Origin of the sequence: Cryobacterium sp. TmT2-59 (assembly GCF_004403545.1) — a bacterium.
In the GTDB taxonomy this organism is placed as follows: Bacteria; Actinomycetota; Actinomycetes; order Actinomycetales; family Microbacteriaceae; genus Cryobacterium; species Cryobacterium shii.
Genome location: NZ_SOGM01000094.1, coordinates 1 through 26,529 on the forward strand (window position 1 = coordinate 1; position 26,529 = coordinate 26,529).

Genomic DNA, 26,529 nt, shown 5'->3' on the forward strand with positions numbered 1-26,529 from the left:
CCCGGTCACATTCCGAACCCGGAAGCTAAGACTCTCTGCGCCGATGGTACTGCAGGGGGGACCCTGTGGGAGAGTAGGACACCGCCGGACTTAACTTGGTAACACACAGGAAAGCCACCCTTCGGGGTGGCTTTCCTGCGTTAACGCCCACCCCTGACGGCTCCGAGGGGCCCGGGCAGGACAGGGCGGCGAGGCGGCGCAGGTTCGGTGCGCCGGCGCACGGTAGAACCAGCGCCCGCGAGCACAACCTGCGCCACGACACCGCCACATCACCGACGGAAGGCCGCCCCGGGGACGGCCTTCCGTCGTTAAGGCGCGGGCGAGTGTGCCCGTTCCGGTCGAGAGTGGCCGGTAGCGCGGTCACTCTCGACCGGAACAGGCACACTCGAGGCACGTGTTAGCGGCCATGCCAAACTGCTGTGTGTGATCAACTCTTTGTAGGCCGTTTCGGCGCTGGAATCCTGCCAAGTTAGTGGCTGGTTTCCTGCCAAAAGAGCACTAAGAATCAGGCCAGCAAGGCCACGTCCCCGTGAGTGGTGTGATTTCCCGCTCTTGAGCGTTGCTTCGTCAACGTGAGGAGCCACCGTGGGATGGTCAGTGAGTACCGATCAAAGAACTCACAAAGGACACCACACGATGGCTCTAGACCAGTCTGCCCTGCTTGACCTGCTGGGAGAACTCAAACTCACCGATGTCACCGACCGAATCCGCGTCGCGACCGAAACTCTCTATCAAGAATTGATCGATGCGGAGGCGACCGCGTTCATCGGCGCCGCCCCGTTCGAACGCTCCGGCGACCGCACCACCCACCGCAACGGCACCCGGCCGCGGACGTTGACGACGACGGCCGGGGACCTCGATCTGAAGATCCCGAAGCTGCGCGCCGGCTCCTTCTTCCCGGCGCTGTCGGAGCGGCGTCGCCGGGTCGACCAGGCGTTGTTCGCGGTCGTGATGGAGGCCTACGTTCACGGTGTATCGACCCGGAAGGTCGACGATCTGGTCAAGGCGCTCGGTGCTGACACCGGGATCTCGAAGTCGGAAGTGTCCCGGATCTGCGCGGGCCTGGATGCCGAGGTCGCCCAGTTTCGCGACCGCACCCTCGCCGCGCAGGACTTCCCCTACGTGTTCCTTGACGCGACCTACTGCAAGGCCCGCGTCGGCCACCGGATCGTGTCCCAGGCCATCGTCGTCGCGGTCGGCGTCGCGGCCGACGGACGCCGTGAAGTCCTGGGTTTCGACGTTGGTGACAGCGAGAACGAGGGCTTCTGGACCAGCTTCCTGCGGTCGTTGAAGACCCGCGGCCTCGACGGGGTCAAGCTGGTCATGTCTGACGCGCACACGGGCCTGAAGAAGGCCATCGGGACCGTGTTCCAGGGCGCCGGCTGGCAACGCTGCCGGGTGCACTTCATGCGCAACGTCCTCGCCGTGGTGCCGAAGGGATCGCAGGACATGGTCGCCTCGATCATCCGCACCATCTTCGCCCAACCCGACCGCGAGCACATCGAGAAACAGTTCCGCGAGGTGACCACGATGCTGGACCGCTCGCACCCGAAGGTCGCGGCGATGCTCGTCGACGCGCAACCCGACCTCCTCGCCTTCGCCGGCTTCCCAAAGCGGCACTGGCGCCAGATCTGGTCCACGAACCCGCTCGAACGGGTGAACAAGGAGATCAAACGCCGCACCGACGTCGTCGGCGTCTTCCCCAACGCCGCGGCCCTGCTGCGCCTGGCCGGGTCGGAGTTGATCGAGCAGCACGACGAGTGGGAAGCTGGCGAAAGACGCTACTTCTCCGAGGCCTCGATGCTCGAGCTGGCCGTCATGAACAACCCCATCGAGGTCCTCGACGAGGCGGCGATCCTCCCCGAACTCGCCACCGCCTAGACTAAAACCACTGACCTGCATGGTGTTGAGAAATTCCACCACTCAGCGGGACGTGACCCGCGCGATCGCCAACTTCCTTGCGATCTCCTTGATCGGGATCTTCTCCGATCGATGCAACCGACGTATCTCTGCCCAGTTCTCCACTGTTATCACCCTCCAAGGGTCTTACGGAGGGGTCCGAATTCAAACGACGCCACGGGGTCAGTATTCACCAGTCGTTGACACGAGTGTGCCGCGAAGGCCGCCGAACGCGTCGGCGCCGCCACCGTCACCCACCTCCTCAAGGATGCGCGCGCCGCAGCGGCGACCATGGGCAGCAGGCCGGGGGAGCCGCGGGTGGTGGATGTGGATCGGGCTGCGCGTGAGGTCGTAGGGACGGTGTCGGAGCATCACGCGGTCTGGGGTCCGCACATGATCGAGGCCGAAGCCCGCCGCTGGGTCCAGAAAGAAAACAGTCGCGGCCCCGTACCAGAAGGCACGGTTGAGCTCATCACCCGGCGTGCGCTGGAGACGGACTCGATCGCGGTGACGCGCCCGCCCCGCACGGTTCTTTCGAGCCTCTGACTCGCCGGGACGGGTCGAGCATCTACGAGCACAAGGGCCGCATGCTCTTCACCTCCACCGGCCTCCTCGCCGCCGAAGACACGTTGTTGGCCGCCGGCCGCACCCGCACGATCGCCCCCATCACGGTGGCCGAGTTCGACCGCACCGCCGCCCGCCACACCGGACCGTTGGATGCCGGGCAGCGGGCCCCGGCACGTGAGTTCAGGACCTCCGGCACGCTCCTTGTCGTCGCGACCGGGCCTGCCGGTGCCGGGAAGACCACCGCTCTCGCGTTGGCCGCCCGCGCCACCGAGCAAGCTGGCGGCCGCCTGATCGGGTTGGCCCCCGTCTGCGACGGCGGCCGCCGTGTTCCGCGACGCCGTCGAGGTCCCGGCGGCCACGATCCACTCCTTCGTCCGCGCCTACGACACCCACGGGGACGCGACCCCGGACAGTCGCCACCCGGACGAGTTGAAGCTGCGGGCGGGGGACATCATCGTCGTCGACGAGGCCGGCATGGCCGGCACCCTGAACCTGGCTAAGGTCACGAGCATTGCTGAGCGTCACGGGGCGCACGTGCGCCTGATCGGTGACGACCGGCAGCTCGCCGCCGTTGAGTCCGGAGGGGCGCTGCGCCTGCTGGAACGCGAAGTCGGCTCGGTCAAGCTGGAGGAGATCCACCGGTTCACATCCCCAGCCGAAGCCGAAGCAACCCGGCAGCTCCGCGACCCTGCCACGGTGGGGGACCCATTCCGCTGGTACGTCGACAACAACCGGGTCACCGCTGGCGGCATCGACCGGATGACCGACCACGTCTTCGCCGCCTGGCAGCACGACGACGAAGCCAGCAAAAACGTCGTCATGCTCGCCCAACAGAACGTGACCGTCACCGACCTCAACACGAGGGCCCAGGCCAACCGGATGGGCGCCGGCCTCGTATCCGGGAAGAATTCCTCGCAGCTGCGCGACGGATTGGCCGCGTACCAGGGGGACAGGATCGTGACCCGCCTCAACGACGCCACCCTCCGCACCGGGCGCGGAACCGACCGGGTCAAAAACGGTGACGTCTGGATCGTGGGGAAGGTGCAAGCCGACGGGGCGTTGACCGTCACCCATGCCGGGCACGGCGGCCGCATCACCCTCCCCGCCGAGTACGTGCAGAACAACGTCGAGCTCGGCTACGCGTCGACCATTCACCGGGCCCAGGGCATGACCGCGGACACCGCGCACGTCCTCGCCGACTCTTCCACCTCCCGCGAACTCGTCTACGTCGGGCTGACCCGCGGCAAGGAAGCCAACCACCTCTACGTCGAGACCGAGGATGCCCAGCCGATGAGTGACGTCCTGGACACCATCGCCGGTCACAGCGACGGGATGCTCTCCGCCACCGAAACCATCCGCGCCGAACAAGCCCGAGTCGATGACCTGGTCACCCTCATCGATCAGTACGGCGACGTCGCCGAACGCGCCAAAACCGTCCGCTTCAATCGACTCGTGGGCCACACCCTCGACGAGACAGATGCCCGGAACCTCACCAGCTCCGAGAGCTGGGGAGCCGTCACCGCCGCCCTTACCCGCGCCGAAACCCAGGGCCTTGACCCGGCCACTTTGCTGCGGGACTCGTGGAACGAACGAGAACGCGGCACCGCCGACGACGCCGGCGCCGTCCTCTCCCACCGGATGGAGCGCCGCATCGAAACGGCACCCGTCGACCAGGCGTCGGCAGTGGGGGAGCGTCCGGCGGTGCCGGCGTGGATCGCCGACCGGCGGGTGCTCGACGCCGCAGGCACCGACCCCGCCTGGCACGATCATCTCGCCGAACGGTACGAGTACTTGGCCGTCCGCCTCGAGGAACGCGGCACGGCGATCGCCGTCGAACAGCCCGACTGGGCGCAGCAGCTCGGCGACGTCCCGGCCGAAAGCAACAGTCGTCAGGAGTGGGTGCGCCTCGCCGCTGAAGTCGATGTTTTCCGCGACCGGTACAAGGTCGACCCGTCCCAGACCGCGGCCATTCCTGTGGCCTACCGTGAACGCGGTGTTGGTGCGGAGCTCGCGGCTCGCGTGACAGAGCTGCAGGAGAAGCAGACTCAGGGCACCCCGCCGAGGACGCCTGAGGCTGGCCGTCGGAATCCGTCCACCGCGCTGGACGCGATGCGGGGAGCGAACCGGGCCACGGCCGACAAGCAGCGGGACGCGCAGCGCGCCGCGGGACTCACCGTCAAGGCCCGCCAGGCTACGCGCGGTGACCAAGCGACACAGGCAGATGACCCGCGCACCCGGGATGAGGGCCTTGAACGGTAAATCACTCAGCGGGAAAAGTTCCTATGACTGCGATGGCTGGTGAAGTTGTCATTGCGATCACGCAGTCGGAGAGATACCGTCAGGGGACCCTGGCAGAAGGAAGCCCCTAATGAAACCCAACCCCGAGTCCGACGGCGAATACACCGACACGGAACCTGAAGCCGACGCGACGACCCCAGCTGACGGGCGTGCCACAACTGACCCGGACGTTGAAGGCGAGTACACGGATAGCGACACCCCCAACGAGGCCAACCCCCAGGACACCCCGCCGCTGACCTAGCATTTGACCTGCAGTGTCGGCGAGGATTGCCGATCGTCGGGTACTCCACGCCGTCGGTACCGATCCTGCACGGCGGGACTACTTGGCCGACCGGTATGAGTACCTCACTGTGTGCCTCGAGGCACGGGGCACTGCGATCGCGGCGTAGCAGCCCGCGTGGGCGCAGCAGCTTGGTGACCTAGCGGCCGAGGGCGCCCACTGATAGCAGTGGGCATGCCTTGCGGTCGAAGTGGCCGTGTTCCGCGACCGGTACAAAGTCGACCCGGCACAAACGCCGGCCACCTCAGAGGCGTTCCAAGAGCGCGGAATTGGTGCGGAGCTGGCGGCCCGCGTAGCTGCCTCGCAGACGATGCAGGCTCAAAGGACGCTAGCGAGCGCGGCCGATGAGGGTCGGTAGAAGCCGCTCACCGTGGTTGACGCGATGCGCGCCGCGAACCGGACTACGGCCGGCCGTGTGAAGAACAGCGCGCAGCCGGCCTCACCGTGAAGGCCAGACAGGCCACCCGCGGCGACCAGGCGACAGAGCCCGACGAGCAGCGATCCCGTGACGACGGACGTGCACGGTAGGTCTCAATCTCATCGACGTACAGAGCAATCCGCGCACGAGCCATCCATTACACGAGCCCCGCCATCGAGCCGGCTCCAGTCCTGTAGTGAGCAGCGGGGGTGAGAGTAGCCTGCTTCGCAAAGTAGGGGTGCTCTCGGGGGCTTTAATGTCCTGCCCCTTGTCCATCGTGCCCCTTACCTGGAGCCGGTGGGCGAGCGTGCGGCGCGAGGGTTCGTTGGACGTCTCCACTGCAAGAATCAGAGCATGACATCCAACGTTCGCTCGATGTTGCTCGACGAGTGGAAACTCGATTTTTGCGGACGCAAGTCATGACGTCCTGGTGGGGAATCGCTCTTGGCGTGCTCGGGGGGTTGCTCGTGCTCTGGCTGGCCATTGTCCTGCTCCTCTGGATCGAGCAGCGCCGGCATCCTGGCGGCGCTTCGCTTCGTGGCCTTCTTCGCCTTGCTCCTGACGTCGCCCGGCTTCTCAAACGCCTAACTTGTGATCGATCCGTGTCGATTGGAGTTCGTATTTGGCTGGCCGTTCTCTTGGTCTACCTGCTGTCGCCCATTGACCTGATCCCTGATTTCATACCGGTTCTCGGCTACGCGGACGACGCCATCGTGGTCGCGCTCGCTCTCCGTTTCGCGACTCGCCGGGCAGGCAGTGACGCGGTCCAACGACACTGGCCCGGGACGTCCGAAGGGCTAGCTGCCGTCCTCCGCCTGGCCGGTCTAAAGTCCCTCACCTAATGCTTGTGCTTGCCCCGAATTGGAATCCAGTTGGTCAGATGGGGCAGCGCACTCGCGAGGATGGCGAACGGTAACGGCAATGGTAAAAGAGGTCCGCGGCTGTCGCAGGCACCAAGCTGGGCGTTGCATGGCCCAGTACACGTCGACTTTTACGCGAGGAGTTTGGGTTGTGTGGCCGGGGCGCCGACTCCGTCTACAAAATAACTGACGGAAGCGCCGAGGAGCTCCGAGTTCGCGAGATCGTTGCCCAATAGTGGATGAACGGCCAGGCCGAACAGCATCGCCAGCAGCGAAATCGCGGCGAGTGTAGGGTCACACTCGGCGCGAACCCGGCCGAGGGACTGCTCCGCGGCGAGATAGCGGGCGATATCGTGCGGCGGCCCCTCCAGTGGCATCTGTACCCGTTCTCCGCGGAGCGGTGCGAGGGTCGGGTCGGCGATCATCGCCTGCTCCAGCGGCAGCAGGTCCTCCTGAAGCTGGGCAAGTTTTCGAATGACTTCGAGTAGGTTTTCGAGCACTGTGCCCCGTCCGGCCAGGGAGGGTAGCGTCGCCGTTGCTGCGACGATGGGTGCGTTGCGATCCAGCACCGCGGCGTAGAAGAGTGACCGCTTGTCAGCGAAGTGCCGATAGAGGGTGCCCTCGGCGACACCCGCCGCCACCGCTATCGAGCGAGTCCGGACGTTGGCGTAGCCGACCTCTCGAACGAGGGCCGTGGTCGCGTCGATGAGGCGTTTTCGGGTGGTGTCTCCGCGGGCGTTCATAGGTCTATCCAATCGGACTATTCGGTTATCGGTCTGCGAATGAAGATCACGAGACCGATGATGAGGCCGACTGCCGCGTAGATGCAGCCGATCAGAATGGCCGCCGCAAAAGTCAGGTCATCGGTTCCACCCTGCGCCAGTGCGGTGAGAGTAGTTCCGGGCAGCCACTGGCCGGCTTCACTCGACGCGGTCTTGATGATCGTCTCGATGAGGAGAACCCACCCGATTCCCACCGAGATGGCGATCGCCGCGGAACGGCTCAGCAGGGCGAGCACGAGTCCGATGATTCCCCAGACCACGCTGGCGCTGAACGAAGTCAACCAGGCGCGTGCGATCTCGCTGGCCAGGTCATCCATCCAGAGTTCAGTGGAGATTCCCGCGGATTCCGCCGAGGGGAGCGCGGCCGCCAGGTTGACGACTACCGCCACCGTCGTTGCCAGGGCCGTCCAGATCAGCAGGGCGCCGATCTTTCCGAGCAGCAGCCTCCAGCGGTGTGGCTGGGCAGCGGCAAGCAGGCGGATCAGGCCCGTGCTGTAGTCCGAGGCGGTTGCAATGGCCCAGAACGACAGCGTGATCACTCCGAACATGCTGGCCGCCGAGGAGACTCCCGCGACAATTCCCGATGAACTCTCCAGAGTCGCCACGCTAGGGAAAGCGACTCCCGGACCTCCGCCGGGAGGTGCAGACCCGTTCGCTGCGATTGTGTAGATCACCGTGTTGATCAGCACGGCGAAGACCGCCATGAGGCCCAGCCACCCGAGCCAGATTCCCCGTCGGTTGAGACGGGTGAGTTCGCTTCGTAGCTCACGCATTGGTGGCAGCTTTCTTTCGGGCGCCCTGAGAGGCAGCTACTGGGTCGCGGGTCGGTGCCGCCGTCATCTTGAGAAACACGTCCTCGAGGGATTCGTCGATCGGGGTCAGTCGGCTGAGCGTGATGCCGGCCTCGTGTGCAGCACGATTGAGCGCCCCCGCGTCGGCGGCGGAGCCGTGCACGACGAGCGAGTCATCCTCGAGCGACCACCCCGCCGCCGCGAGAGCAACGCGCAGCCGGTCGACATCAGCGGGATGCTCCGGGGCAACCTCGATGCGCGCACCGGCCTTGTCGAGCAGCTCGCCCATCGGTCCCGAGAACATCAGCTCGCCGAAACGGATGATGACGAGATAATCGCATGCCGCCTGGATCTCGGCGAGCAGATGGGATGAGACCACCACCGTGCGCCCCTCAGCCGCCAGAGTCTTGAGCAACTGCCGAATCTCCACGATCCCAGCCGGGTCCAGGCCGTTGGTGGGCTCATCGAGGATCAGCAGGGCGGGGTCAGGCAGCAACGCCGCGGCGATGCCGAGCCGCTGCTTCATCCCGAGTGAGAAACGGCGAACGGACTCGTTTTCCCGACCCTCGAGACCCCCGATGCGAATGACCTCGGCGACCCGGGTCGCGGGCAAGCCGCGCAGACGAGCCAGCGACAGAAGATTCTTACGAGCCGAGAGCCCCGGAACGAACGACGGTGCCTCGATGAGCGCTCCGACGTCGCCCGCGTAGCGGGCCGGTTTCGTGGTCGGGTGGCCGAGCACGGTGGCCTGGCCCGACGTGGAAGGAATGAGCCCAAGCAGGATGCGGATCAAAGTCGACTTGCCGGATCCGTTGGGGCCGAGGAGGCCGACCACACCGCCCCGGGGAAGAGTCACGGTGACCCGGTCAAGTGCAGTCAGGCTGCCGAACTGGCGCAGCAGGCCGTCAGTGGTGATGGAGGCTGCGGACGCATCCGTCTCGATAAATGATGTGAGCACTCACTCACATTAGACGGCAGAATCGCCCAGGACAAGAGCGACTTCGCAGCACGGGCGTGAACATACGCAAAGACTGACCCGTGGGGGCTGCCAAACGCCGGCCGAACTCGCCCCATCCCAGTGTGAATCGTGGGAGTTCGCGCTGTCTTCGACTTTCGCCGAAGCCGTTATCAGGAGAACTCTATTCAGCACATTCTGCAATAGATGCACTTTAAAACGAACATAATAACCATTATCGGTCATATTGGGTGTTATTTAACTTGTTATATTGCCCGCGAAAACACGAGTGATCCTTGCTATTGAGTCCGTGACGCGGAAGAATTGCGGGCATGAGTATTCCCGTCCCCGCTTCCCAACCAGGTCACCGCGCGTACGCCGATTCTGTGCGGCTGGACACCGGCGGGATCGTCACTGGTCTGCGCGAGATCCTCGGCGCCCGGCTCGTCGCCTACTTGGGCCGCGTTTCGAACACGCGCTCCGTGCGTGAATGGGCGGAAGGCTCTCGTGCACCTGGTGCGGACGTCGTACAGAGACTTCGTACCTCTTATTATGTTGCCGGCATTCTGATCGAGTGTGAGAGTGCGAAGACGATCCAGGCGTGGTTCCAGGGCATGAACCCGGAGTTGGATGACCAGTCCCCAGCTGCCCTGTTGCGTGGCGGGCCACTGGACGAAATCGGCCCGAAGGTCATCTCGGCCGCTCGCTCCTTTGCCGCCCACGGATAGCCGGCAGGCTCGCCGACTTCGCGGACACTTTGTCAGACTCGGTGGGCGGCTTAGTCCGTGGGCTTCGAACTGAGATACCGGCGTAGACCGGGGATGGCGAAGTCGACTTTGCCGAACCCTACCGATTCAATGAGTCCGGCTGCCAGGAGCCGTGTCCGGTAGTTGGCGACAAGGTTTGTCTTGGCGCCCAGCCGTTGCCCGATGTCGCCGGTGACCGACGGTCCGTCGTCTTTGGCCATGGCGTGAAGGAATTCCATGTCTTTGGGTGAGGCTGTCGAGAGAGCCGCTTCGATCACGGTGCGTGCGTTGCGTCGGTGGGCGGCTTCAATGGCCCTGCTGACAGCCTCCGCGTCGAGCGCGCCCTCGTTGCTTTCGGCTTCCCGCCAGAGGAAGTAGCCGACCAGCTGGATGAGAAACGGGTATCCCCCTGTTGCTTCAGAGGCTTGCCGGACCAGGGCCGGTGAGATGTTGAACCCCGCCGTCGCGAACGTGTCGGCGAACGATGTCTCCACATCCCGGACTGCGGCCGCATGCAGGTCGATCTTGTCGGCGCGGCGAAGGAAGGTCGCCACGCCTTCGTTGAGCAGGTCCGACACCGCGGCCGGCAGGCCGGCGAAGACCAGGCCGATGGGAAGCCGGTCCTGGATCAGGTGCTGGACACTGGCGGCCAGTTGCGCCAGTTCAGCACGGTCAGCGGCGTGGATTTCGTCCACGGTGATGACCAGACCGGTACCACGGCCCTGGAGGAGCCGGAGGAGTTCTTCAGCGAGGTTCCGCCAGGCGACCTGACGTTCAGGCGGGAGCTCTGTCGTGAGGCTGAAGCCGGCGGCGGAGACCGCGGTGATCCGGCGACCCTGCGGCCCGTTGCCGAGTTCCTCGGCCAGCTGGCGCATGGATTCGCCGATCCTTCCCATAAAACCGCCGGTGGCCGTCTCGGAGATCACGGCCCATCCGCGTTCCCTGGCCATGTCGTGGGCGGCACCGAGCATGACGGTCTTGCCGATGCCACGGGCACCGGTGAAGATGGTGAGAAGTCCCGGCGCACCTGAGCCCAGTCGTAGGCCGTAGGCGAACTCGTCGAGAAGGCCTGCGCGGCCGATAATTTCCGGCGGTGTCGCGCCGGCTGATGGCCGGAATGGGTTCTCCATGGTGGACTCCTTGTGAGTGGCTGTGTATCTTGTGAGTCTTGTTGGATCTGTGAGTCTTGTGAGCCTCGGCACCACCATACCGGCCCGCATCGGCTTTCGCACCAATTACGGGCATGAGTATCCCGTTCCCGCCAGGCAACCAGGTCGCCGCGCGTATGAGGACTCTGTGCGGCTGGACACCGGCGAGATCGTCACTGGTCGTGCTCTGGCTCATCGCGCTCGGCTGGCTCATCGCGCGTGCCACGGACGTCAAGGGCGGGCTGAGCTCGGCGGTCGTCGTGCTCACCGTCCCTGGGTTCTTCGGCGACCCGGCCCGCGAGGCGATCGCGATCGCGGGACTGCTCCTCCTCCTGTGGATTCCGGCGGTGCCCCTTCCGCGGATTCTGGTGCCGGTGCTGGGCGTCGTGGCGTCGGCATCGTTGTTCGTTTACCTCGTCCATTGGCAGGTCTTCCCGCTTCTCGCGGTCGAATTCCCACTACTCGCCACCCTCGCCTCCTTCGCGGTGGGGATCCTCGCCTGGCAAGGGTATTCCGCACTGAGTGGTTGGTGGGCGGCCCATCCCGCGGCCGTGGCCCGTGAGCTACTGTCCGATGTGCTCGCGAAGACGGACGGTCGCGACCGGCGAGGCGATCGTTGACGACCGGACGGTTTGCCGCGCAGACCCCATCGCTCTGAGCCGCTGAGCGGGGTCGAGAACGAACAGCACGGGGTCGCACTCAGCGCACAGACAGGTTGCGGCGAACTTCGTTTCAATGAAGCTAGTTCGATAGGCTCCGATTTATCGATCGCCTCGATGTAGGGTTCCCCCGCTTAATCCCCGCCGAACTGGTCTTTCTGTAGTGTGCCCGGCGTGTGGATGTGCGGATCCCACCGCGCGATCTCGCTCGGTTGATCACAGTCTGCGACGGTCAAGCGCTTGTGGAGGCGGGCGAACTCGTCGAAGTGGTGGAAGTTCTCATACCAGTGCCGGTTGATGTATGCGGAGATGTGGAAGGCTGTGCAGACTCTGGTGCGGCCGAACCGGCTGATGAGATTTCGGTGATGGCGTGATGCGGCCGTAATGCCCGGGCAGGTGCGCCTGGAAATCTGGTTTCCGGGCGGCTCGACGCCGTCGCCGAGCCAGAGCGGGTGGTGTGGGCAGACGACTTTCTCGTGGTTGGTGAGCCCGGAACTCCAGCCAATCCGGCGAGTTACCGCCTCATGCGGACATCCTGCGCTCCCGCTTCCGGGTCCCACTTCAGGGCACCTTCGACGACGAAACGATGCTTGCGATAGAAGGCCTGGGCGCGGTCGTTCTGCTCGACGACCCAGAGCGACGCCGACTGGTGAAGCAGGACAGCTTCCAGCAGCCGGGCAGCCACTCCGGAGCCGTGGCAGCTGACGTCGGTGTTCAGAACGTACAACTCCGTTTCGGCAATCGGCTCGGCGTCGTGCGAAGGCCCCGCCGAGGCGAATCCGACAATAGCGCCGTCTCGTTCGGGATCAACCGCGACGATCGTGCGTCTCCCGTCGTCCGTGCACAGGATCTTCCGCCAGTCGGCGATCCAGTCGGCGGTGTCCAGGCCCGCTAGGAAATTCGGGTCCATACAGGTTTCATAGGTGGCCCGCCAGACCGCGATGTGGAGCGTCCCGAGGGCGTCCGCATCCTCGAGGACGGCCGCCCTGAGGGTGAACCGGTCCTTGCCCGTCACTGTGGAATCCTGTCAGCAGCGAGCGCACCCGGGATGACGGCCACCCTGACGTCGGGCGTGAAGGTCGCGGAGAGGTCGAAGGGCCACAGGCCGGCGGGCAGGTTTCGGAACGGAAAGGTGGAGAAGTCATTCGATGCCACACCCGGTGCGTCCACGTAGATGATGTCCCCGACCAGGGGTTCGAACGCTGCGCGAAAGTGGTTCTTGACCTTCATGACCAGCAGGTCGTAGCCGGTGACGTCCAGCCCGATGTGCCCGAACAGCTCCGGGTCGTTCGCGGTGATCGGCCGCCCGGTCACGAGGATGTCGGTCCCCTGGGCGCGCAGGTGCACGGCGCCTTCGACGTCGACCTGGAGTCCGGTGTTCATCGGACCAGTGTTGCGGAACCGCCCATCGCTGACGCGAATGATGTCTACCGCGAGGTCGAGCGGCGGACCGAATTCGGGCGATATTTTCCCGCCCAGACGGATGCCGATGGTGGCGCCCTCCCCCGCGGCCCGGCACTGCGCGACGACCTCTGCATCGCACAAGGCGCCAATCAGCGACTTCGGCACGTGCGCGTTGAGCACCTCGGCGACCAGGGCCGTCGTGTCAGCGCTGCCGCCGCTCAGCGGGTTGTCGGCGATGTCAGCCAGCACGACCGGCCGAAGACGCTCGGGCTTCACCGCCAACGCGACAGCGGCCGCCGCGCCGGGCAGCTCGGTGACGAACTCACCGCGCAGTGACCACAGCAGTGATGCAAGGCCCCGGCAGCTCTCCTCGCCCAGCGCGCGGTCGGTGGCCAGTACGACGACGCTCGCACCGGCACCTGCAATGTCTGCGTAGGGATACCCGCCGAAGACGCTCGCCGCGACGATGCCGTCCCTCTTCTCCCAGTCCTGGGCCGCGGTGACCGCCTCGTGCATCGGGCCTTCGGCCGTGCGCATGTTGACGCTCGGCAGGAGCGCGGGCAGCTTGGCGAAGCACTGGTAGTACGTGATTCCGTCCCGGACTTGGCGTATCAACGCGGTTGCGGCGCGCACGCCCTGCTCGTACGCATCAACGTGCGGGTAGGTCTGGAAACCGAAGCAGGATGTCCGCTGGTCGATGAGCCCGCGGGTTACGTTCGCGTGCAGGTCCAGCGTCACGGCAATCGGGAACGCCGGCCCCCGCTCCCGCCGGATGTGCTCGATCAGGTCGGTCTCCGGGTCCTGGTAGTCATCCACGACCATGGCTCCGTGAAGCGCCAGGAGCAGTCCGTCGAGTTCGCCGGCGCCCCCGAGGGCCGTCAGCATGTCGCCGCGAATCTGCTCATAGGCCCTAGTAGTCACCTGGCCGGCCGGAGAGGCCGCCGCCGCGACCAGCGGAACCGGTACGAATTCGGTTTCCTCGAGCGCGTCGAGGAAACCGCCGAGCTCCGTCTTCGTGCCGCGGTAGGCCTCGATCAGATCTTCGCCGCTCAGTAGGGCCTCCTGGCGGAAGGCGTCGAGGTTCGTGCGGAGCGGGCTGAACGAGTGTGATTCGTGATAGAAGAAGGCAAGACCAAGCCGGCGCGTGCTCATGCCCGGTCGCCGCTCTTTTCCCACGCGCGCTGGACGTCGTCGTGGCCTCGCTGCACGTTGGCATCGAACTGGAACTCCATGGTGCGCCGGGCGCCCATGAGCTCGAGTGCGGCCCCGGCCGCGTCGCCGCCGTGCCGGGAGGAGAGGCCCAGGTCGTCGATGATGCTCAGCGCGACCAGTGCGCCCTGTTTCTCGGCGATCTTGGCGCTCTCGATGCCGATCGAGTTGCCGGCGACGTACATTCCGTCGAGCTGGGTCCGCAGGGTGTCGCTGTGCACGGGAACAGTTCCCCCGAGGTCGGGAGAGCGGACGAAGGAACAGTCCAGCGTTGCCAGGAGTTCGTTGAGCGGGATCAGTCCGTTGGCGAGGCAGACCGCATCGACGGCGACCTTGCGTTCGCTTCCGGGAATCGGCGTCCCGTCGGCTGTGACGTTGACCAGGGCCGCGCCAGTGACTTGGTCCGTTCCCTGGATGGCGACCAGGGAGGTGCGGAGATGGAGCGGGATGCCCCACATGCGGAGCGTCCGGGGAACCAGCCGCGAAGCGAGGGCCTGGACCCAGGACCACCCGAGGAAATGTCCGCCGAGTCGCATGTACTTCGCCGGTGCGAGTTTCGCCATCGGGGCGAGACGACCGAGCGTGGCTCGGGGGGAGCTGCCCTTTACAGTCGTGGGCGGCAGGACGATGCCCACAACGTCAACGCCGGCCAGTTGCATCGCCCTAGCGATGGTGAGCGAAAGCACGTCCATGCCGACGACGAGCACGCGGTGACCCGGCTTGACCCTATGGATGTTGGTGAGCACCTGGGCCGCACCGATGGTCATCGCGCCCGGAAGCGTCCAGCCGGCGACGGGCATCGGCCGCTCGACCGCGCCCGTAGCCACGAGCACCGCACGCGTCGTGAGCTGGCTGGGGCCGCCCGTCCGGCCTGCCGGGTACGTCAATCGAACCGTCCAGCCTGGCTCGAGTCCCCAGGCAACGACATCCGTCATCATCCGAGCTCCGGCGTCAACGGCATCCTTCTCGGCCTGTTCGGCCAGTTCCCACCCCTTCCACCAGCTGGAATCCGCAGGGTCCTCATGCAGCTGGCCGCGCAGCTTTCCGCCCATGGCATGGTTCTCGTCCACGACCATGACCCGGCCCCCCGCGGCCGCGACATCCCGGGCTGCGGTGAGTCCGGCTGGTCCACCGCCGATCACGACGAGGTCGAACGCTTCCGGGGCGCTCATTCTGCTGTCCGCTCTGACGCGAAGGAGTCGCCCTCGGTCGCCGGGGTCAGGCACGCGCGCACCTGGGTGTCGTTGTTCAGCCACACGCGGCATTCGTAGCAGTGGCCGATGCCGCAGTAGATTCCCCGGGGCTCGCCGGCTACCGGCGAGACGCGGAGCTTCCGGACGCCGTTGGCGAGCAGGGTCGCCGCAACGGGCTCGCCCTCGCGGGCCGTGTACGGCTCCCCGTTGAAGGTGAAGCCGACCTCTTCTGCTGGAAGGTCAGGCAGGACAGGATGTCCGGTGATTCTCATTACTGCTCCCTGGTGATGACGAGATCCTGCAAAGACACGGGCCGAACGGGGAGGTGCACCGTCATGCTGCTGGTGCTCTGCAGCACTCCCTCGCCGGTGACCCCGACCATCGCTTCGACCGCCGGCCGGCAGACCCGCCCTTGGCAGGGGCCCATACCGGCCCGCGTGCGCATCTTCACTTCTTGGGCGTTGCAGGCGCCGGCGTCGATCGCGGCCCTCACGTCGGAGGCGGTGACGTCTTCGCACCGGCAGATCATGTGGTCATTCATGGCTGTTCCCTTGCCTTGAGTTGAATCGGTCCGGACCGAACTCCCCGACCACGGCGCTGACCGCCGCCGGCAGCGGCACCCTGTCCGAACCTGAGCGGATGAGGTCGACGGTGAGTCGACCCATGGCCGCGCACAAACCGAAACCGTGTCCGTTGTACCCGGCCGAAATCCAGAGGCGTTCCATGGAGGGCGCCGGGCCGAACAGCGGGAAGTGGTCGGCGGTCAATTCCACCGTTCCGGCGAAGGCCCGGATGATCGGTGCCCCGGCCAGGCCGGGAAAGAGCTCCGACATGTGCTTGCCCAGGAACGACATCGCCTCAGAGGAGCTCGTGACGTTGTAGCCGTCCTGTTCCCAGGGACCGCCGCCGCCAATCATGATGTTTCCGGCGTGGGTGCGGCGCGCGTAGACGCGGTTGCCCGAAACGAAGGGGAAGTTCTCCATGCCCGCGATCCGTTCGGTCACCATGATCTGTGAGCGCCGGGGCCGCACCGCAAGGTTACAGCCGGCCGATTCGCTGAATCCGGCCAGCCAGGGACCGGCGCAGAGAATGACGTGGTCTGCTTCGGTGACACCGAGCTCCGATCGGACTCCCCGGGCCTGGCCACCTAGCTCAATGACCGACTGCACGCGGCAGTGGTCGCGGATGATCGCGCCCGCCGCGCGCAGTTCGGCGATGATCGACGAGACCGCGGTGAACGGGTAACCCTGCCCATCCGTGGTGCCCATCAGCGCCCCCGCATTGTCGGGCGACACCCCAGGCAGCATGGCGACCGCCTCGTCGGGGGTTAGCATCCGGGTGGGAAGCCCGGCCAGCGCATAGTGGCGTTCGGCCATGTCCAGCAGGCCTCGCTCGTGGTCATTGAGCGCGATCATCGCGTGGCCCGGGCGGCGGAAGTGGCTGTCGAGGCCGCCGAGAGTGAGGTCCTCCCACAGGTCCATGGAGGCGCGTGCAAGGGCGACCTCGCCGATAGCGCGACCGAAGGCATAGATTCCTCCGGCGTTCCGGCCCGAGGCCGCAGCCCCCAGCGACTCGGCTTCGAAGAGCTCCACATGGGCCCCCGCACGCGTGAGGTACAGCGCCGTCATCAGGCCGATCACGCCGCCACCGACGATTACCACACGTTGCCCGGCCATGGTTCCCGCTGTGTCCGCCTGCAGGTGTGCGGTGAGGTTCGCATAGTCGGATGCCGCGAGAGTGGATTCCTCCTCGGTTGTCGTTAGCGGGTCCATGGACAGCATGGTCAGGCGATTTTCGAGTGCAACAGACATACGGTCCTCTCAGAAACTCATGTAGACGGACTTCAGTTCCGTCATGACGTCGAATGCGTGCGTCGACACTTCGCGGTGGCCGTTTCCCGACAGGCGCATTCCGCCGAAGGGCACTCCGGACTCCGCAGCTGATGTTCCGCTGTTGACGTAGACCACGCCGGAATGCAGATCGGTGGCCGCGCGGTGCGCATAGTGGAGGCTTTGCGTGTAGATCGAGGAAGACAATCCGTAGTCCGTACTGTTGTTCGCTGCGACCGCCTGCTCATAGTCGTCGACGTCGATCACGGCGACGACCGGACCGAAGACCTCGGTCCGGGCGATAGCGTCGGTTGCCCTGACACCGCCGAGAAAGGTCGGCTGGTAGAAGCTGCCATTCGGGTACTCCGCGAGCTCCGCCCTGGAACCTCCGCTGAGCACCTCGGCGCCGGCCTGGACGGCGGCCGTGACCAGCGAGGCCACCCGGTCCAACTGGGCAGGTGTGGCCAGCGGACCGAGATTCACGGCCGCATCCGTTCCATGGCCGAGCTTCAGTTGTTCGGTGCGGCGCAGGAGTTCGGCCAGCAGCGGCTCGCGCACAGACCGCTGCACGATCACGCGGCTTGCCGCGGTACAGCGCTGGCCGGACGTGGCAAAGGCTGACTGCATGATTCCGTTCGCGGCAAGGGAAAGGTCGGAGTCCTCGAGAACAATGATCGCGTTCTTGCCGCCGAGCTCCAATGAGACCGGGGTCAGGGTTCGGGCACAAGCCTCGGCGATCTCGATACCCACCGCAGTGGAGCCGGTGAATGCGACGGCGTCGACGCCGGGGTGGGTGGACAACCGGCGACCCGCGTCAATCCCGCCCCCGGAGAGGAGGTTGACGACCCCCGCGGGCGCGCCTGCCCTGACAAGCGCCTGGGTGAACAAAAGCGCACTTCCGCTGATATTCGGTGCGGGCTTCCAGACGACACAGTTACCGGAAACGAGGGCAGCGAAGATCTTGTACGCGGCAAGCGCGATCGGGAAGTTCCACGGCGTGATGCACGCGACCACGCCGACGGGTTCACGCACGGTCATGATCGTCCGGTTCGCCGATGCCGACGGGAGCACCTCACCGAGGGCACGAAGTCCCTCCCCTGCCATGAAGCGGCAGCTCGCGATCGTGGCGTCGACTTCCCCCAGCGACTCGGTGAGCACCTTGCCCATTTCCAGGGTCATGGTGCGGGCGAGTTCGTCCTTGACGGCCTCCAGCTCCTGGGCGACTCGGTGCAGCAGCCGCCCTCGGGCGGGCGCCGGCTCGCGCCGCCACGTCGGGAAAGCCAGCCGTGCGGCGTCGACGGCCGCATCGACGTCGGCGGCAGACGAGACGCCGTATCCCTCGAGCCGGTTGCCGGTTGCCGGGTCGCGGGTCTCGAATCGAGTCAGTCCGCTCGTACCCTGCCACGCGCCACCGATGAGATTTGCGCTGCTCGCTTCTTTCATGCCCTTGCCTAACTCACGTGCCGGAGAAAACCGCGGAGACGCTCGCTCCGCGGGGAGTCGAACAGCTGGTCCGGAGGCCCTTGCTCTTCGATGACGCCGTTGTGCATGAAGATCACCCGGTCGGCCACTTCACGGGCAAACTTCATCTCGTGGGTGACGACGACCATGGTCATCCCCTCGGCCGCCAGCTGTTTCATCACCTGCAGCACCTCGCCGCGCAGTTCCGGGTCAAGGGCTGAGGTGGGTTCGTCGAAAAGCATGGCGCGCGGATTCATCGCTAGCGCCCGGGCGATGGCCACGCGCTGCTGCTGACCGCCCGAGAGCTTGCGCGGGTAAACGCGAGCCTTCTCGGCCAACCCCACCTTCGCCAGCAATCCTGCGGCCAGGGTTGCGGCATCCTTCTTCGGCATCCCCAGAACCTGGATGGGCCCTTCCATGACGTTTTCGAGCACCGTCATGTGCGGGAACAGGTTGAACTGCTGGAACACCATGCCGATTTCGCGGCGGATCTCGCTGATCGCTCGTTTGGATCCGGTGAGGACCGTGCCGTCGATGAGGATGTTGCCCGAGGTGCTCTGCTCCAGGCGGTTCAGGCACCGGAGGAGGGTGCTCTTGCCCGACCCGCTTGAGCCGATGACCGCAACCACTTCACCGGACTTGACTTCCAGAGAGACCCCTCTGAGGACCTCGAGCTCATCGAATGACTTATGGAGGTCGATGACCTGGATGGCTGCTTCCGACATGTTTTCCTAACGCTCGCTCACGGACATGCGGAACTCGATCTTCCCCAGAATCCAGGACATCCCGGTGGTCATGACCAGGTAGATCACCGCGGCCACGATGTAGAACTCCATGTAGGCGTAGTTCGTGGCCGCGAACCTCTGGGAGACCATCATCAGCTCGTTTACCGTCACCAGTGATGCCAGCGATGACTCCTTGAGCATCGAGACGGCCTGGTTGCCGAGGGCTGGAATGCTCAGCCGGAAGGCCTGCGGCAGGATGATCCTGCGCATGACTTTGGCGGAGCTCATGCCCAGGGATTCCGCTGCCTCGATCTGCCCCGCGGGCACGGCCAGGATTCCGCCACGGAGAATCTCCGCGACGTACGCCCCGGTGTTCGCCCCCAGCGCCAGCACAGCCGCCAGCATGGCCCCGAGCTCGATCCCGATTTGGGGAAGCCCAAAGTACACGATGAACAGCTGAACCAGCACCGGGGTGCCTCGGATCGACCAGACGTAGAAATCCGCCACCCACTTGACGGGCTTGAACACACTCATTCTGGCAAGTGCCGCGATGAGCCCCAGCACCAGGCCGAGCGCCGTGGCCAGCACCGAAATTTCTATCGTGACCAAGGCGCCCGTCAACAGGTAAGGGAGGAACGGTGCGACGAGACTGAAATCAAGCAAGGTTGTCTCCCATTAGCGAATGTCGGTTCCGAACCATTTGGTGCTGATCTTGAGGTACGTGCCGTCGTCCTGGATCTTCGTGATCGCGGCGTTGAGCTTCTTGAGCAGGCCCGAGTTGTTCTTGTTGACCGCGATGCCCGCTGCCGCGTCGATGAGCGGGGTTCCGACGGCCTTCATGTCGTAGCCTCCGACCTGGATGGCGTTGCCGCCGACCGGGCCGTCGGTCAGGAGCCCGTCCAGGCGGCCGTTCTTGACGTCCTCGAATGCGAGCAGGTCGGACTTGTAGGTGACGACATCCGCACCGAGTGCCCGTGCCTTCTCCTCGAAGGTTGTGCCGATGGCCACGCCAATCTGCTTGCCCTTGATCTGAGCGGAGTCGGTGATGGACGTGTCGGTCGGAGCAAACAGCTGAGAACCGGTGTGGTAATACGGTTCGGTGAAGTCGACCTTCGCCTTGCGCTCCTCGGTGATCGCCATGCTCGAGATGATGATGTCGTACTTCTTGGCCAGCAGTCCGCCGAGGATGCTGTCCCACGGGGTGGCGACGTACTCGACCTTGACACCCATGTCCTTGGAAAGGGCCGTGGTGATGTCAACGTCAAAACCGACCAGCTTGTTGTCTTTGTCGTAGTAGTTGAAGGGAGGGTACGCGCCCTCAATGCCGACCTTCAGGGTGTCCTGGGCCTTGTCTTCGGTGGGGGCGGCGGCGCTGCTGCACGCGGCGACGCTGCCGACCAGCACGACGGCCATGAGCGCCGCAATTGATGTGGTTCTGATGTTCACAGTGCATTCCTTTCGTTGATGATCAGACTGCTTACGTCGACGTCGACATCGGTCAACGTTTGCTCCAGGATGTCGACCATCAAATCGATGTCGACGCGCTGGATCGTCAATGGGGGTGCAATGAGGAGATGCTGGCCACGGATTCCGTCGATGCGGCCCTTGCCCGGGTAAAAGATGGCGCCGTTCTGCATGGCCATCTCGTTGAACGCTTCCGACGTGATGTGCCGCCTGCCCCGAACGTCGAGGAGATCGAAGCCAAGGAGCAGCCCCCTGCCTCGCACCGGCCCCATGCGAGGCTGGCGCGCCTGGAGCTCGTCAAGCTTCTCGCGCAGGTAGCGGCCCTGAGCCACCACGTTTTCCAGCACGCTGTTGTCTGTGTAGTAGGTCAGCGCGGCATTGCCGGCGGCCAGGCAGACGGGGTGGCCGCTGTAGGTGTAGCCGTGCCGGAACACGCCATCACTGCGCTCCCGGATGACGTCGACGATTCGGTCGTGCACGATCATGCCCGACAACGGCGCATAGCCGCCGGTCACACCCTTACCGAACGTGATGATGTCAGGGGTAACGCCAAAGTGTTCGACGGCGAAGTTCTTGCCCGTTCGGCCGAAGCCGGTCATCACCTCATCGACAATGAGCACGATGTCGTGCCTGTCACACAGCTCGCGCACCCGGCCCAGGTATTTCGGGTGAGGAACAACGGCTCCCTGCTGACTACCGACTATTGCCTCACAGATGAACGCCGAGATGTTTTCGGCCCCGACCCGGGCGATGACCTGTTCGAATTCGCCGATGTAGTCAAACTGCTCGCCGGGGCTGCCGAGGTGAGGACACACCGATTCCAGAGGCTCATTCTCCGGGGCTGAGACATGGGGGTACGGCGCCAGCATCGGACTGAAACTCGTCCGGCGCCCGACGTCCCCCCCCGCGCTCAACGCTCCCAGCGTATTGCCGTGGTAGCTCTGCCACCGGCCGACGACCAGGTGCTTGCCCGGGCGCCCACTGTCGAGGTGGAACTGGCGTGCCAGTTTCATGGCTGCCTCGTTGGCCTCTGACCCACCGGAGGCGAAGTACACCGTTTCTAGGCCATCCGGGGACAGATCGGCAATCCGGCCCGCGGTCTCGACCATGACCGGTGTCTCGAAACGCACAGTGTGAGCGAACGCGACCTGAATTGCCTGCGCTGCCATCGCGTCGACTATCTCCTGGACGCCGTGGCCGAGATTGGCGGCGACTGCGCCGGAGGAAGCATCCAGATAAGCTTTGCCGTCGCTGTCGAAGATGTAGACCCCTGCTGCTCGCACGGCCACGGGGTACTTCTTGAGCAGGTTTCGGTGGAACACATGGTCCCGGACGGGCGCCTCGGCTGGCGCTGCAACGTTGCTCACCAGCTCTGACTCCTTCGTCGAGTGTTGTACGTCAGGCGAACGCTATGTCGCCGTAGCGAACAGACTAAGGGGACAGCGCGGGCAGAGTCAATACTCATTTGGGTAACGAATTTATCTTCAGCAACTCAGGCCGATTGTGGGCCCTGGCTACGCCGTCACTGCGGGCACCAATAGCCTTGACGCCGAGAGGTGGGCACGAATATAGTTCATATGTCGCACATTCGTTCGACAAGTGAACATTATTCGCCACGTGGCGTGAACACCGGAGGTGGCATGAATCAGGCATTCATCTACGACGCCGTACGGACGCCATTCGGCAAGTCCGGCGGCGCGCTGGCCGGCCTGCGTCCGGACGACCTGGCTGCTCACGTGATCCAGGCATCCCTGTCACGCGTGCCGACGTTCGATCCCGCCCTGATCGACGAAGTCGTTCTGGGCAATGCCAATGGCGCCGGCGAAGAGAACCGGAATGTGGCTCGGATGGCGACCCTGCTCGCGGGACTCCCCACGTCGATTCCCGGCACCACCGTCAACCGTTTGTGCGGATCCAGCCTGGACGCGGCGATCATCGCTGCCCGTCAGATCGGCGTCGGGGATGCGGACGTCGTTCTGGTCGGTGGCACGGAGTCGATGAGCCGGGCCCCCTGGGTCGTACCAAGGACCTCCGAATCCGCCGACGGGGACGATCGCGACCTCGTCTCGACCGAGCTGGGCTGGCGTTTGGTCAACCCGAGAATGCCGTCCGAATGGACGGTGTCCTTGGGAGAAGCAACCGAGCAGCTCAGGGAGAGGTACGACGTTAGCCGCGAACGTCAGGATGCATTCGCCGCCCGCTCGCACCATTTGGCGGACTCGGCCTGGGCCAACGGCTTCTACGATGAGCTGGTAACGATGGTCCCCGACACGGCGCTCACCCGAGACGAGTCAATCCGGCCCGGAAGTACCGTGCAAAAGTTGGCGACGCTGTCCACGGTCTTCCGTCCTGCGGGACCGGGGCCCACGGCCGGCACGATCACGGCGGGTAACGCGTCACCGCTGACCGACGGAGCCTCCGCAGCCTTTCTGGGAAGCGAGTCGGCCGCCGACTTGCTGGGCCTGTCCCCCCTGGCACGTATCGCCGGGCGAGGAGCGGCAGCAATAGATCCGCAATTCTTCGGCTTTGCTCCCGTCGAGGCGGCAAACCGCGCTCTTGCTCAGGCCGGCGTCACGTGGTCCGACGTGGGCGCCGTCGAAATCAATGAGGCCTTTGCCGCCCAGGCCCTGGCCTGCATCGACGCGTGGGACATAGACCCGACGATCGTCAATCAGCACGGCGGGGCGCTCGCCATCGGCCACCCTCTGGGGGCCTCCGGTACGCGGCTTCTCGGCACGCTGGCGCGCAGCCTGCAGGCCAGCGGCGAACGGTGGGGCGTGGCGGCCATCTGCATCGGCGTCGGCCAGGGCCTGGCCGTTGTCCTGGAGAACGTTTCCCCCCGGCGGGCGCCGACAATGGTGGGCGCATGCTGACCATCCACGACGATGTCGATGAGGCCGTATCGGAGATCACTGACGGCGCGATTGTCCTCATCGGGGGATTCGGCAAGGCCGGTCAGCCGATTGAGCTCATCGAGGCCCTGCTTCGGCGAGGGAGCCGCAACCTGACGGTCGTCAGTAACAACGCGGGGAACGGCACGGTTGGGCTGGCGGCGCTCATCGGAGCTGGGCGGGTCGCCAAGATCATCTGCTCCTTCCCTCGCCAGTCGGATTCGGAACTGTTCGACGCCAAGTTCCGTGCCGCCGAGATTGAATTGGAGCTCGTGCCGCAGGGAAACCTGGCCGAGCGGATCCGAGCCGCGGGGTCGGGAATCGGAGGTTTTTTCACCCCGACCGGTTACGGCACGATGCTGGCCGCCGGCAAGGAGACGCGCATGATCGACGGGCGCGGCTTCGTCCTCGAGAGTCCCATCAGAGCTGACTTCGCCCTGATCAAGGCGCTCAAGGCGGATGGAGTGGGCAATCTCGTCTATCGGAAGACGGCACGAAACTTCGGCCCGATCATGGCTTCTGCTGCCGCGCACACGATCGTTCAGGTTTCTGAACTCGTGGAGACGGGCGGTCTCGACCCGGAGAACGTCGTAACACCCGGAATCTTCGTCAACAGCGTTGTCGTCGTCCCGGCCCAGATCACATCCAACGGTTCGACGGAGGTCGCACGGTGACTGAGAGATTGACCCGCAATCAGCTCGCCAGGCTCGTTGCCCAAGATATCCCATCAGGCGCCTACGTCAATCTCGGCATCGGCCAGCCAACGCTGGTGTCGGACTACCTGACGCCGAGCCAGAACGTCACGCTGCATACCGAGAACGGAATGCTGGGTATGGGACCCGCGGCGGAAGGCGATGAGCTCGATGAAGATCTGATCAACGCAGGGAAGATTCCGGTTACCGAGCTCCCTGGCGCTTCCTACTTCCACCACGCCGATTCGTTCGGGATGATGCGCGGCGGGCACCTGGATGTCTGCGTGCTGGGTGCGTTCCAGGTCTCGGTCGCCGGGGACCTGGCGAATTGGCACACGGGCGACCCGAATGACATTCCGGCCGTGGGCGGGGCGATGGACCTGGCCATCGGCGCCAAGGATGTCTTCGTCATGATGAACCTGCTCACGCGTGACGGGCGCAGCAAACTCGTGGAGGCCTGCACGTATCCGCTCACGGGCGTCGGATGCGTCACCCGCATTTTCACGGACATGGCAGTCCTTCTTGTCACCCCCGACGGAATCAGAGTGCGCGACACCTACGGCTGCACCTTCGAAGAACTTCTACGACTGGTCGATTTGCCCCTGCTCGCGCCCGAACGTGAAAGTATGCTGAAAGCATGATTGAGGGGACCATCTCCGTGGAAGAGCCAAACGCGCAGCGCACCAGCGACCAGTTTGTTCAATCCCTGGCGCGCGGACTCGCGGTTATCCGCGCTTTCGACGCTGACCACACGCACATGACGCTCACCGAGGTTGCCAAGCGCACAGATCTGACTCGGGCCACAACCCGCAGGTTCCTGATGACCCTGGAGGAGCTAGGCTACGTCCGCTCTTACGGGAAGAACTTCACGTTGACGCCGCTGGTCCTGCAACTCGGCTACGCCTATCTCTCTGGTTTGAGCCTCTCGCAGGTGGCCCAGCCGCACTTACAGGATCTTTCCACCAAGCTTTCGGAATCCACGTCGGCCGCCGTTCTGGACGGCGCGGACATCGTCTACGTTGCCCGCGTGTCGGCCCGACGCATCATGACGGTCGGCATCAATGTCGGCACGCGGTTCCCCGCGTATGCCACCTCCATGGGACGCGTGTTGCTCGCCGGTCTGTCTAGGGCCGAACTCGATGCGTACCTGAATTTCGTACCTCTTATTGCCCTCACGCCTCGGACCATTTCAACTCGCGGGGCTCTCCTCGACGAACTCCACAAGGTCAGAGCCCAGGGTTGGGCCATGGTTGATCAAGAACTCGAGGTAGGCCTCATGTCAATGGCCGCGCCCATCTACGACAGATCAGGCCGTGTTGTTGCGGCGGTCAACGTCTCTCTCCCGGCCCAAAACGGCATGAGCGGCAGAGAGTCAATCGACAAGGTTCGGGAGGCGCTGATCCATGCGTCGGAAGCGATTTCGACGGATATCACCCTCATCGGCGACGGTGCGGCGAAGGGGCCGGGCCGAATCTAGCGTGCCGCCTGTCCGGCGCTGAGGGTCCCGCGCGCGCGGCGTTCTTGAGCGCTGGATGTTCTGATCAGGAGCGATTCTCGGGTGGGCGCGTCCGGGGTCATCGAAGGTCAGGCCGTTTCAGCGGCTACGTCGACATATCCCAGATACTCGTCGGACACCCTGAACGTCGCGGGCCCGGCGTGGGGTTCGCGGTGTTCGCTGCGGTCGCGGCAGCCGGCGAGGCCGGCGCGGAGCTTGAGCGAGTCGAGGGTGGGCCAGAGGGCGCGGTGGTGCAAGTCGACGAGTGCGGAGGAGGCTTTGGCGGAGCGGGTGTCGTAAGCGGCGCGGTGCGAGACCATGAGCGCGGTGAGTTCTTCGATGGCGATGGGGTGGCGGTACCAGCAGTCCGGGAGCCGGGAGCCGGGAGCCGGGAGCCGGTAGCTGGGTTCGGCGAGGTTGGTGAGGTAGCGGCCGTCGAGCCAGGTGACGAACTGGCCGAGTTCGTCCCAGAGCTTCACGGCTTGATCGTGGTCGAGTGCCTCCCAGTAGTAGGGCCCGCCGGCGGCGCGGAGTTCGTACATGTCGAAGAGGTCGGGCAGGATCGTTTCGACGTTGACGAGGCGGGCGTCGAGTCCTTCGATACCCATCGGATCAAGATCATCCTCGTCGTTCATTTGGTGATCCCTTCGAGTCCTAGGAGCGTGGGTCAGTAACGGCAAAGTTTAAAACGCCGCCGGATTTCCCGTCCTTGGCCGTGGGGTCTGGGAAAATTGCTTATGAGCGATTCTGATGGCCTGTTCCC

Annotated in this window: 27 protein-coding genes, 1 rRNA gene and 1 pseudogene; 13 read left to right on the forward strand and 16 right to left on the reverse strand. The window is 65.0% G+C overall.

Features of this window, described 5'->3' with window-relative positions:
- The 7 genes and pseudogenes from rrf to E3T24_RS14725 form a co-directional block, all read left to right on the forward strand.
- Window positions 1–90: ribosomal RNA gene (gene rrf, locus E3T24_RS14705) — 5S ribosomal RNA — on the forward strand; the annotation flags it as partial.
- 546 nt (window positions 91–636) lie between these two features.
- A complete protein-coding gene (locus E3T24_RS14710) occupies window positions 637–1,881 on the forward strand; it encodes an IS256 family transposase (RefSeq protein ID WP_134434780.1) in 1,245 nt (414 codons plus the stop codon).
- Window positions 1,882–2,292: 411 nt separating this feature from the next.
- Entirely contained in the window at window positions 2,293–2,445 is a 153-nt protein-coding gene (locus tag E3T24_RS17465; protein ID WP_166789216.1) for a hypothetical protein, read from the forward strand.
- Between the two features lie 336 nt (window positions 2,446–2,781).
- A pseudogene (locus E3T24_RS18195) lies at window positions 2,782–3,201 on the forward strand (AAA family ATPase); the annotation flags it as partial.
- Window positions 3,202–3,345: 144 nt separating this feature from the next.
- Window positions 3,346–4,725, forward strand: a complete 1,380-nt coding sequence (locus E3T24_RS18085; RefSeq protein ID WP_277871437.1) for an ATP-binding domain-containing protein — start codon at window positions 3,346–3,348, stop codon at window positions 4,723–4,725.
- Window positions 4,726–4,834: 109 nt separating this feature from the next.
- Complete coding sequence (locus tag E3T24_RS17470) at window positions 4,835–5,005, forward strand: hypothetical protein (protein ID WP_160141048.1); 171 nt, start codon at window positions 4,835–4,837, stop codon at window positions 5,003–5,005.
- A gap of 876 nt (window positions 5,006–5,881) precedes the next feature.
- Entirely contained in the window at window positions 5,882–6,304 is a 423-nt protein-coding gene (locus E3T24_RS14725; protein ID WP_134366485.1) for a YkvA family protein, read from the forward strand.
- A 149-nt stretch (window positions 6,305–6,453) separates the two neighbouring features.
- Here E3T24_RS14725 and E3T24_RS14730 read toward each other — a convergent pair whose 3' ends face one another.
- The 3 genes from E3T24_RS14730 to E3T24_RS14740 are packed head-to-tail and all read right to left on the reverse strand — an operon-like array spanning window position 6,454 to window position 8,853.
- On the reverse strand, window positions 6,454–7,065 hold the full coding sequence (locus E3T24_RS14730; RefSeq protein ID WP_134366484.1) for a TetR/AcrR family transcriptional regulator: 612 nt from the start codon (window positions 7,063–7,065) through the stop codon (window positions 6,454–6,456).
- A 17-nt stretch (window positions 7,066–7,082) separates the two neighbouring features.
- On the reverse strand, window positions 7,083–7,877 hold the full coding sequence (locus tag E3T24_RS14735; RefSeq protein ID WP_134434783.1) for a hypothetical protein: 795 nt from the start codon (window positions 7,875–7,877) through the stop codon (window positions 7,083–7,085).
- Complete coding sequence (locus E3T24_RS14740; RefSeq protein ID WP_134434784.1) at window positions 7,870–8,853, reverse strand: ATP-binding cassette domain-containing protein; 984 nt, start codon at window positions 8,851–8,853, stop codon at window positions 7,870–7,872. The genes E3T24_RS14735 and E3T24_RS14740 overlap by 8 nt, the downstream gene beginning before the upstream one ends.
- Window positions 8,854–9,182: 329 nt before the next feature.
- Here E3T24_RS14740 and E3T24_RS14745 point away from each other — a divergent pair, with 329 nt between their 5' ends.
- A complete protein-coding gene (locus tag E3T24_RS14745; protein ID WP_134366481.1) occupies window positions 9,183–9,578 on the forward strand; it encodes a hypothetical protein in 396 nt (131 codons plus the stop codon).
- Window positions 9,579–9,628: 50 nt separating this feature from the next.
- Here E3T24_RS14745 and E3T24_RS14750 read toward each other — a convergent pair whose 3' ends face one another.
- Window positions 9,629–10,726, reverse strand: a complete 1,098-nt coding sequence (locus tag E3T24_RS14750) for an AAA family ATPase (RefSeq protein WP_134366480.1) — start codon at window positions 10,724–10,726, stop codon at window positions 9,629–9,631.
- 113 nt (window positions 10,727–10,839) lie between these two features.
- On the opposite strand from E3T24_RS14750, the gene E3T24_RS14755 reads away from it, so the two are divergent.
- Window positions 10,840–11,364 carry a hypothetical protein gene (locus E3T24_RS14755; protein WP_134366479.1) on the forward strand — a complete coding sequence of 175 codons (525 nt, stop codon included), beginning with the start codon at window positions 10,840–10,842 and terminating at the stop codon, window positions 11,362–11,364.
- A gap of 553 nt (window positions 11,365–11,917) precedes the next feature.
- Here E3T24_RS14755 and E3T24_RS14760 read toward each other — a convergent pair.
- Genes E3T24_RS14760 through E3T24_RS14810 form a run of 11 tightly spaced genes read right to left on the reverse strand, consistent with a single transcriptional unit; the run spans window position 11,918 to window position 22,055 of the window.
- Window positions 11,918–12,418 (reverse strand): GNAT family N-acetyltransferase, encoded by a 501-nt coding sequence (locus tag E3T24_RS14760; protein WP_134366478.1) that lies wholly within the window; start codon window positions 12,416–12,418, stop codon window positions 11,918–11,920.
- Window positions 12,415–13,959, reverse strand: coding sequence for a M81 family metallopeptidase (locus tag E3T24_RS14765; protein ID WP_134434785.1), 1,545 nt, complete (start codon window positions 13,957–13,959; stop codon window positions 12,415–12,417). Before E3T24_RS14765 ends, E3T24_RS14760 begins: the two co-directional genes overlap by 4 nt.
- Window positions 13,956–15,188, reverse strand: a complete 1,233-nt coding sequence (locus E3T24_RS14770) for an FAD-dependent oxidoreductase (protein ID WP_160141049.1) — start codon at window positions 15,186–15,188, stop codon at window positions 13,956–13,958. The genes E3T24_RS14765 and E3T24_RS14770 overlap by 4 nt, the downstream gene beginning before the upstream one ends.
- Complete coding sequence (locus tag E3T24_RS14775; RefSeq protein ID WP_134366475.1) at window positions 15,185–15,481, reverse strand: (2Fe-2S)-binding protein; 297 nt, start codon at window positions 15,479–15,481, stop codon at window positions 15,185–15,187. The genes E3T24_RS14770 and E3T24_RS14775 overlap by 4 nt, the downstream gene beginning before the upstream one ends.
- Window positions 15,481–15,750, reverse strand: a complete 270-nt coding sequence (locus tag E3T24_RS14780; RefSeq protein ID WP_134366474.1) for a (2Fe-2S)-binding protein — start codon at window positions 15,748–15,750, stop codon at window positions 15,481–15,483. The genes E3T24_RS14775 and E3T24_RS14780 overlap by 1 nt, the downstream gene beginning before the upstream one ends.
- A complete protein-coding gene (locus E3T24_RS14785) occupies window positions 15,743–17,020 on the reverse strand; it encodes an FAD-dependent oxidoreductase (RefSeq protein ID WP_134366473.1) in 1,278 nt (425 codons plus the stop codon). The genes E3T24_RS14780 and E3T24_RS14785 overlap by 8 nt, the downstream gene beginning before the upstream one ends.
- A 9-nt stretch (window positions 17,021–17,029) precedes the next feature.
- Window positions 17,030–18,481 carry an aldehyde dehydrogenase family protein gene (locus tag E3T24_RS14790; protein ID WP_134366472.1) on the reverse strand — a complete coding sequence of 484 codons (1,452 nt, stop codon included), beginning with the start codon at window positions 18,479–18,481 and terminating at the stop codon, window positions 17,030–17,032.
- An 8-nt stretch (window positions 18,482–18,489) separates the two neighbouring features.
- Complete coding sequence (locus tag E3T24_RS14795) at window positions 18,490–19,224, reverse strand: amino acid ABC transporter ATP-binding protein (protein WP_134366471.1); 735 nt, start codon at window positions 19,222–19,224, stop codon at window positions 18,490–18,492.
- 6 nt (window positions 19,225–19,230) lie between these two features.
- Window positions 19,231–19,887: an amino acid ABC transporter permease gene (locus tag E3T24_RS14800; RefSeq protein ID WP_134366470.1), complete on the reverse strand. Its 657-nt coding sequence runs from the start codon at window positions 19,885–19,887 to the stop codon at window positions 19,231–19,233.
- Window positions 19,888–19,899: 12 nt separating this feature from the next.
- Window positions 19,900–20,670, reverse strand: coding sequence for a transporter substrate-binding domain-containing protein (locus E3T24_RS14805; protein ID WP_134366469.1), 771 nt, complete (start codon window positions 20,668–20,670; stop codon window positions 19,900–19,902).
- Entirely contained in the window at window positions 20,667–22,055 is a 1,389-nt protein-coding gene (locus E3T24_RS14810; RefSeq protein WP_134366468.1) for an aspartate aminotransferase family protein, read from the reverse strand. Before E3T24_RS14810 ends, E3T24_RS14805 begins: the two co-directional genes overlap by 4 nt.
- A 273-nt stretch (window positions 22,056–22,328) precedes the next feature.
- On the opposite strand from E3T24_RS14810, the gene E3T24_RS14815 reads away from it, so the two are divergent.
- The 4 genes from E3T24_RS14815 to E3T24_RS14830 are packed head-to-tail and all read left to right on the forward strand — an operon-like array spanning window position 22,329 to window position 25,748.
- Window positions 22,329–23,561, forward strand: coding sequence for a thiolase family protein (locus E3T24_RS14815; protein WP_134366467.1), 1,233 nt, complete (start codon window positions 22,329–22,331; stop codon window positions 23,559–23,561).
- Complete coding sequence (locus E3T24_RS14820; RefSeq protein ID WP_134366466.1) at window positions 23,555–24,253, forward strand: 3-oxoacid CoA-transferase subunit A; 699 nt, start codon at window positions 23,555–23,557, stop codon at window positions 24,251–24,253. Before E3T24_RS14815 ends, E3T24_RS14820 begins: the two co-directional genes overlap by 7 nt.
- On the forward strand, window positions 24,250–24,912 hold the full coding sequence (locus tag E3T24_RS14825) for a 3-oxoacid CoA-transferase subunit B (protein ID WP_134366465.1): 663 nt from the start codon (window positions 24,250–24,252) through the stop codon (window positions 24,910–24,912). The genes E3T24_RS14820 and E3T24_RS14825 overlap by 4 nt, the downstream gene beginning before the upstream one ends.
- Window positions 24,909–25,748, forward strand: a complete 840-nt coding sequence (locus E3T24_RS14830; RefSeq protein ID WP_134366464.1) for an IclR family transcriptional regulator C-terminal domain-containing protein — start codon at window positions 24,909–24,911, stop codon at window positions 25,746–25,748. Before E3T24_RS14825 ends, E3T24_RS14830 begins: the two co-directional genes overlap by 4 nt.
- A gap of 107 nt (window positions 25,749–25,855) precedes the next feature.
- On the opposite strand, the gene E3T24_RS14835 is transcribed toward E3T24_RS14830, so the two are convergent.
- Window positions 25,856–26,401 carry a hypothetical protein gene (locus E3T24_RS14835; protein WP_134402748.1) on the reverse strand — a complete coding sequence of 182 codons (546 nt, stop codon included), beginning with the start codon at window positions 26,399–26,401 and terminating at the stop codon, window positions 25,856–25,858.
- Window positions 26,402–26,529 lie beyond the last annotated feature (128 nt).

What these genes read in the sequence shown, in the direction of transcription:
- E3T24_RS14765 (WP_134434785.1), bottom strand. Translation starts at nt 13,959, where the DNA reads ATGAGCACGCGCCGGCTTGGTCTTGCCTTCTTCTATCACGAATCACAC.
- E3T24_RS14830 (WP_134366464.1), top strand. Translation starts at nt 24,909, where the DNA reads ATGATTGAGGGGACCATCTCCGTGGAAGAGCCAAACGCGCAGCGCACC.
- E3T24_RS14835 (WP_134402748.1), bottom strand. Translation starts at nt 26,401, where the DNA reads ATGAACGACGAGGATGATCTTGATCCGATGGGTATCGAAGGACTCGAC.
- E3T24_RS14725 (WP_134366485.1), top strand. Translation starts at nt 5,882, where the DNA reads ATGACGTCCTGGTGGGGAATCGCTCTTGGCGTGCTCGGGGGGTTGCTC.
- E3T24_RS14780 (WP_134366474.1), bottom strand. Translation starts at nt 15,750, where the DNA reads ATGAATGACCACATGATCTGCCGGTGCGAAGACGTCACCGCCTCCGAC.
- E3T24_RS17470 (WP_160141048.1), top strand. Translation starts at nt 4,835, where the DNA reads ATGAAACCCAACCCCGAGTCCGACGGCGAATACACCGACACGGAACCT.
- E3T24_RS17465 (WP_166789216.1), top strand. Translation starts at nt 2,293, where the DNA reads ATGATCGAGGCCGAAGCCCGCCGCTGGGTCCAGAAAGAAAACAGTCGC.
- E3T24_RS14775 (WP_134366475.1), bottom strand. Translation starts at nt 15,481, where the DNA reads ATGAGAATCACCGGACATCCTGTCCTGCCTGACCTTCCAGCAGAAGAG.
- E3T24_RS14755 (WP_134366479.1), top strand. Translation starts at nt 10,840, where the DNA reads ATGAGTATCCCGTTCCCGCCAGGCAACCAGGTCGCCGCGCGTATGAGG.
- E3T24_RS14750 (WP_134366480.1), bottom strand. Translation starts at nt 10,726, where the DNA reads ATGGAGAACCCATTCCGGCCATCAGCCGGCGCGACACCGCCGGAAATT.
- E3T24_RS14790 (WP_134366472.1), bottom strand. Translation starts at nt 18,481, where the DNA reads ATGAAAGAAGCGAGCAGCGCAAATCTCATCGGTGGCGCGTGGCAGGGT.
- E3T24_RS14815 (WP_134366467.1), top strand. Translation starts at nt 22,329, where the DNA reads ATGAATCAGGCATTCATCTACGACGCCGTACGGACGCCATTCGGCAAG.
- E3T24_RS14745 (WP_134366481.1), top strand. Translation starts at nt 9,183, where the DNA reads ATGAGTATTCCCGTCCCCGCTTCCCAACCAGGTCACCGCGCGTACGCC.
- E3T24_RS14820 (WP_134366466.1), top strand. Translation starts at nt 23,555, where the DNA reads ATGCTGACCATCCACGACGATGTCGATGAGGCCGTATCGGAGATCACT.
- E3T24_RS14770 (WP_160141049.1), bottom strand. Translation starts at nt 15,188, where the DNA reads ATGAGCGCCCCGGAAGCGTTCGACCTCGTCGTGATCGGCGGTGGACCA.
- E3T24_RS14785 (WP_134366473.1), bottom strand. Translation starts at nt 17,020, where the DNA reads ATGTCTGTTGCACTCGAAAATCGCCTGACCATGCTGTCCATGGACCCG.
- E3T24_RS14730 (WP_134366484.1), bottom strand. Translation starts at nt 7,065, where the DNA reads ATGAACGCCCGCGGAGACACCACCCGAAAACGCCTCATCGACGCGACC.
- E3T24_RS14735 (WP_134434783.1), bottom strand. Translation starts at nt 7,877, where the DNA reads ATGCGTGAGCTACGAAGCGAACTCACCCGTCTCAACCGACGGGGAATC.
- E3T24_RS14710 (WP_134434780.1), top strand. Translation starts at nt 637, where the DNA reads ATGGCTCTAGACCAGTCTGCCCTGCTTGACCTGCTGGGAGAACTCAAA.
- E3T24_RS18085 (WP_277871437.1), top strand. Translation starts at nt 3,346, where the DNA reads ATGGGCGCCGGCCTCGTATCCGGGAAGAATTCCTCGCAGCTGCGCGAC.
- E3T24_RS14795 (WP_134366471.1), bottom strand. Translation starts at nt 19,224, where the DNA reads ATGTCGGAAGCAGCCATCCAGGTCATCGACCTCCATAAGTCATTCGAT.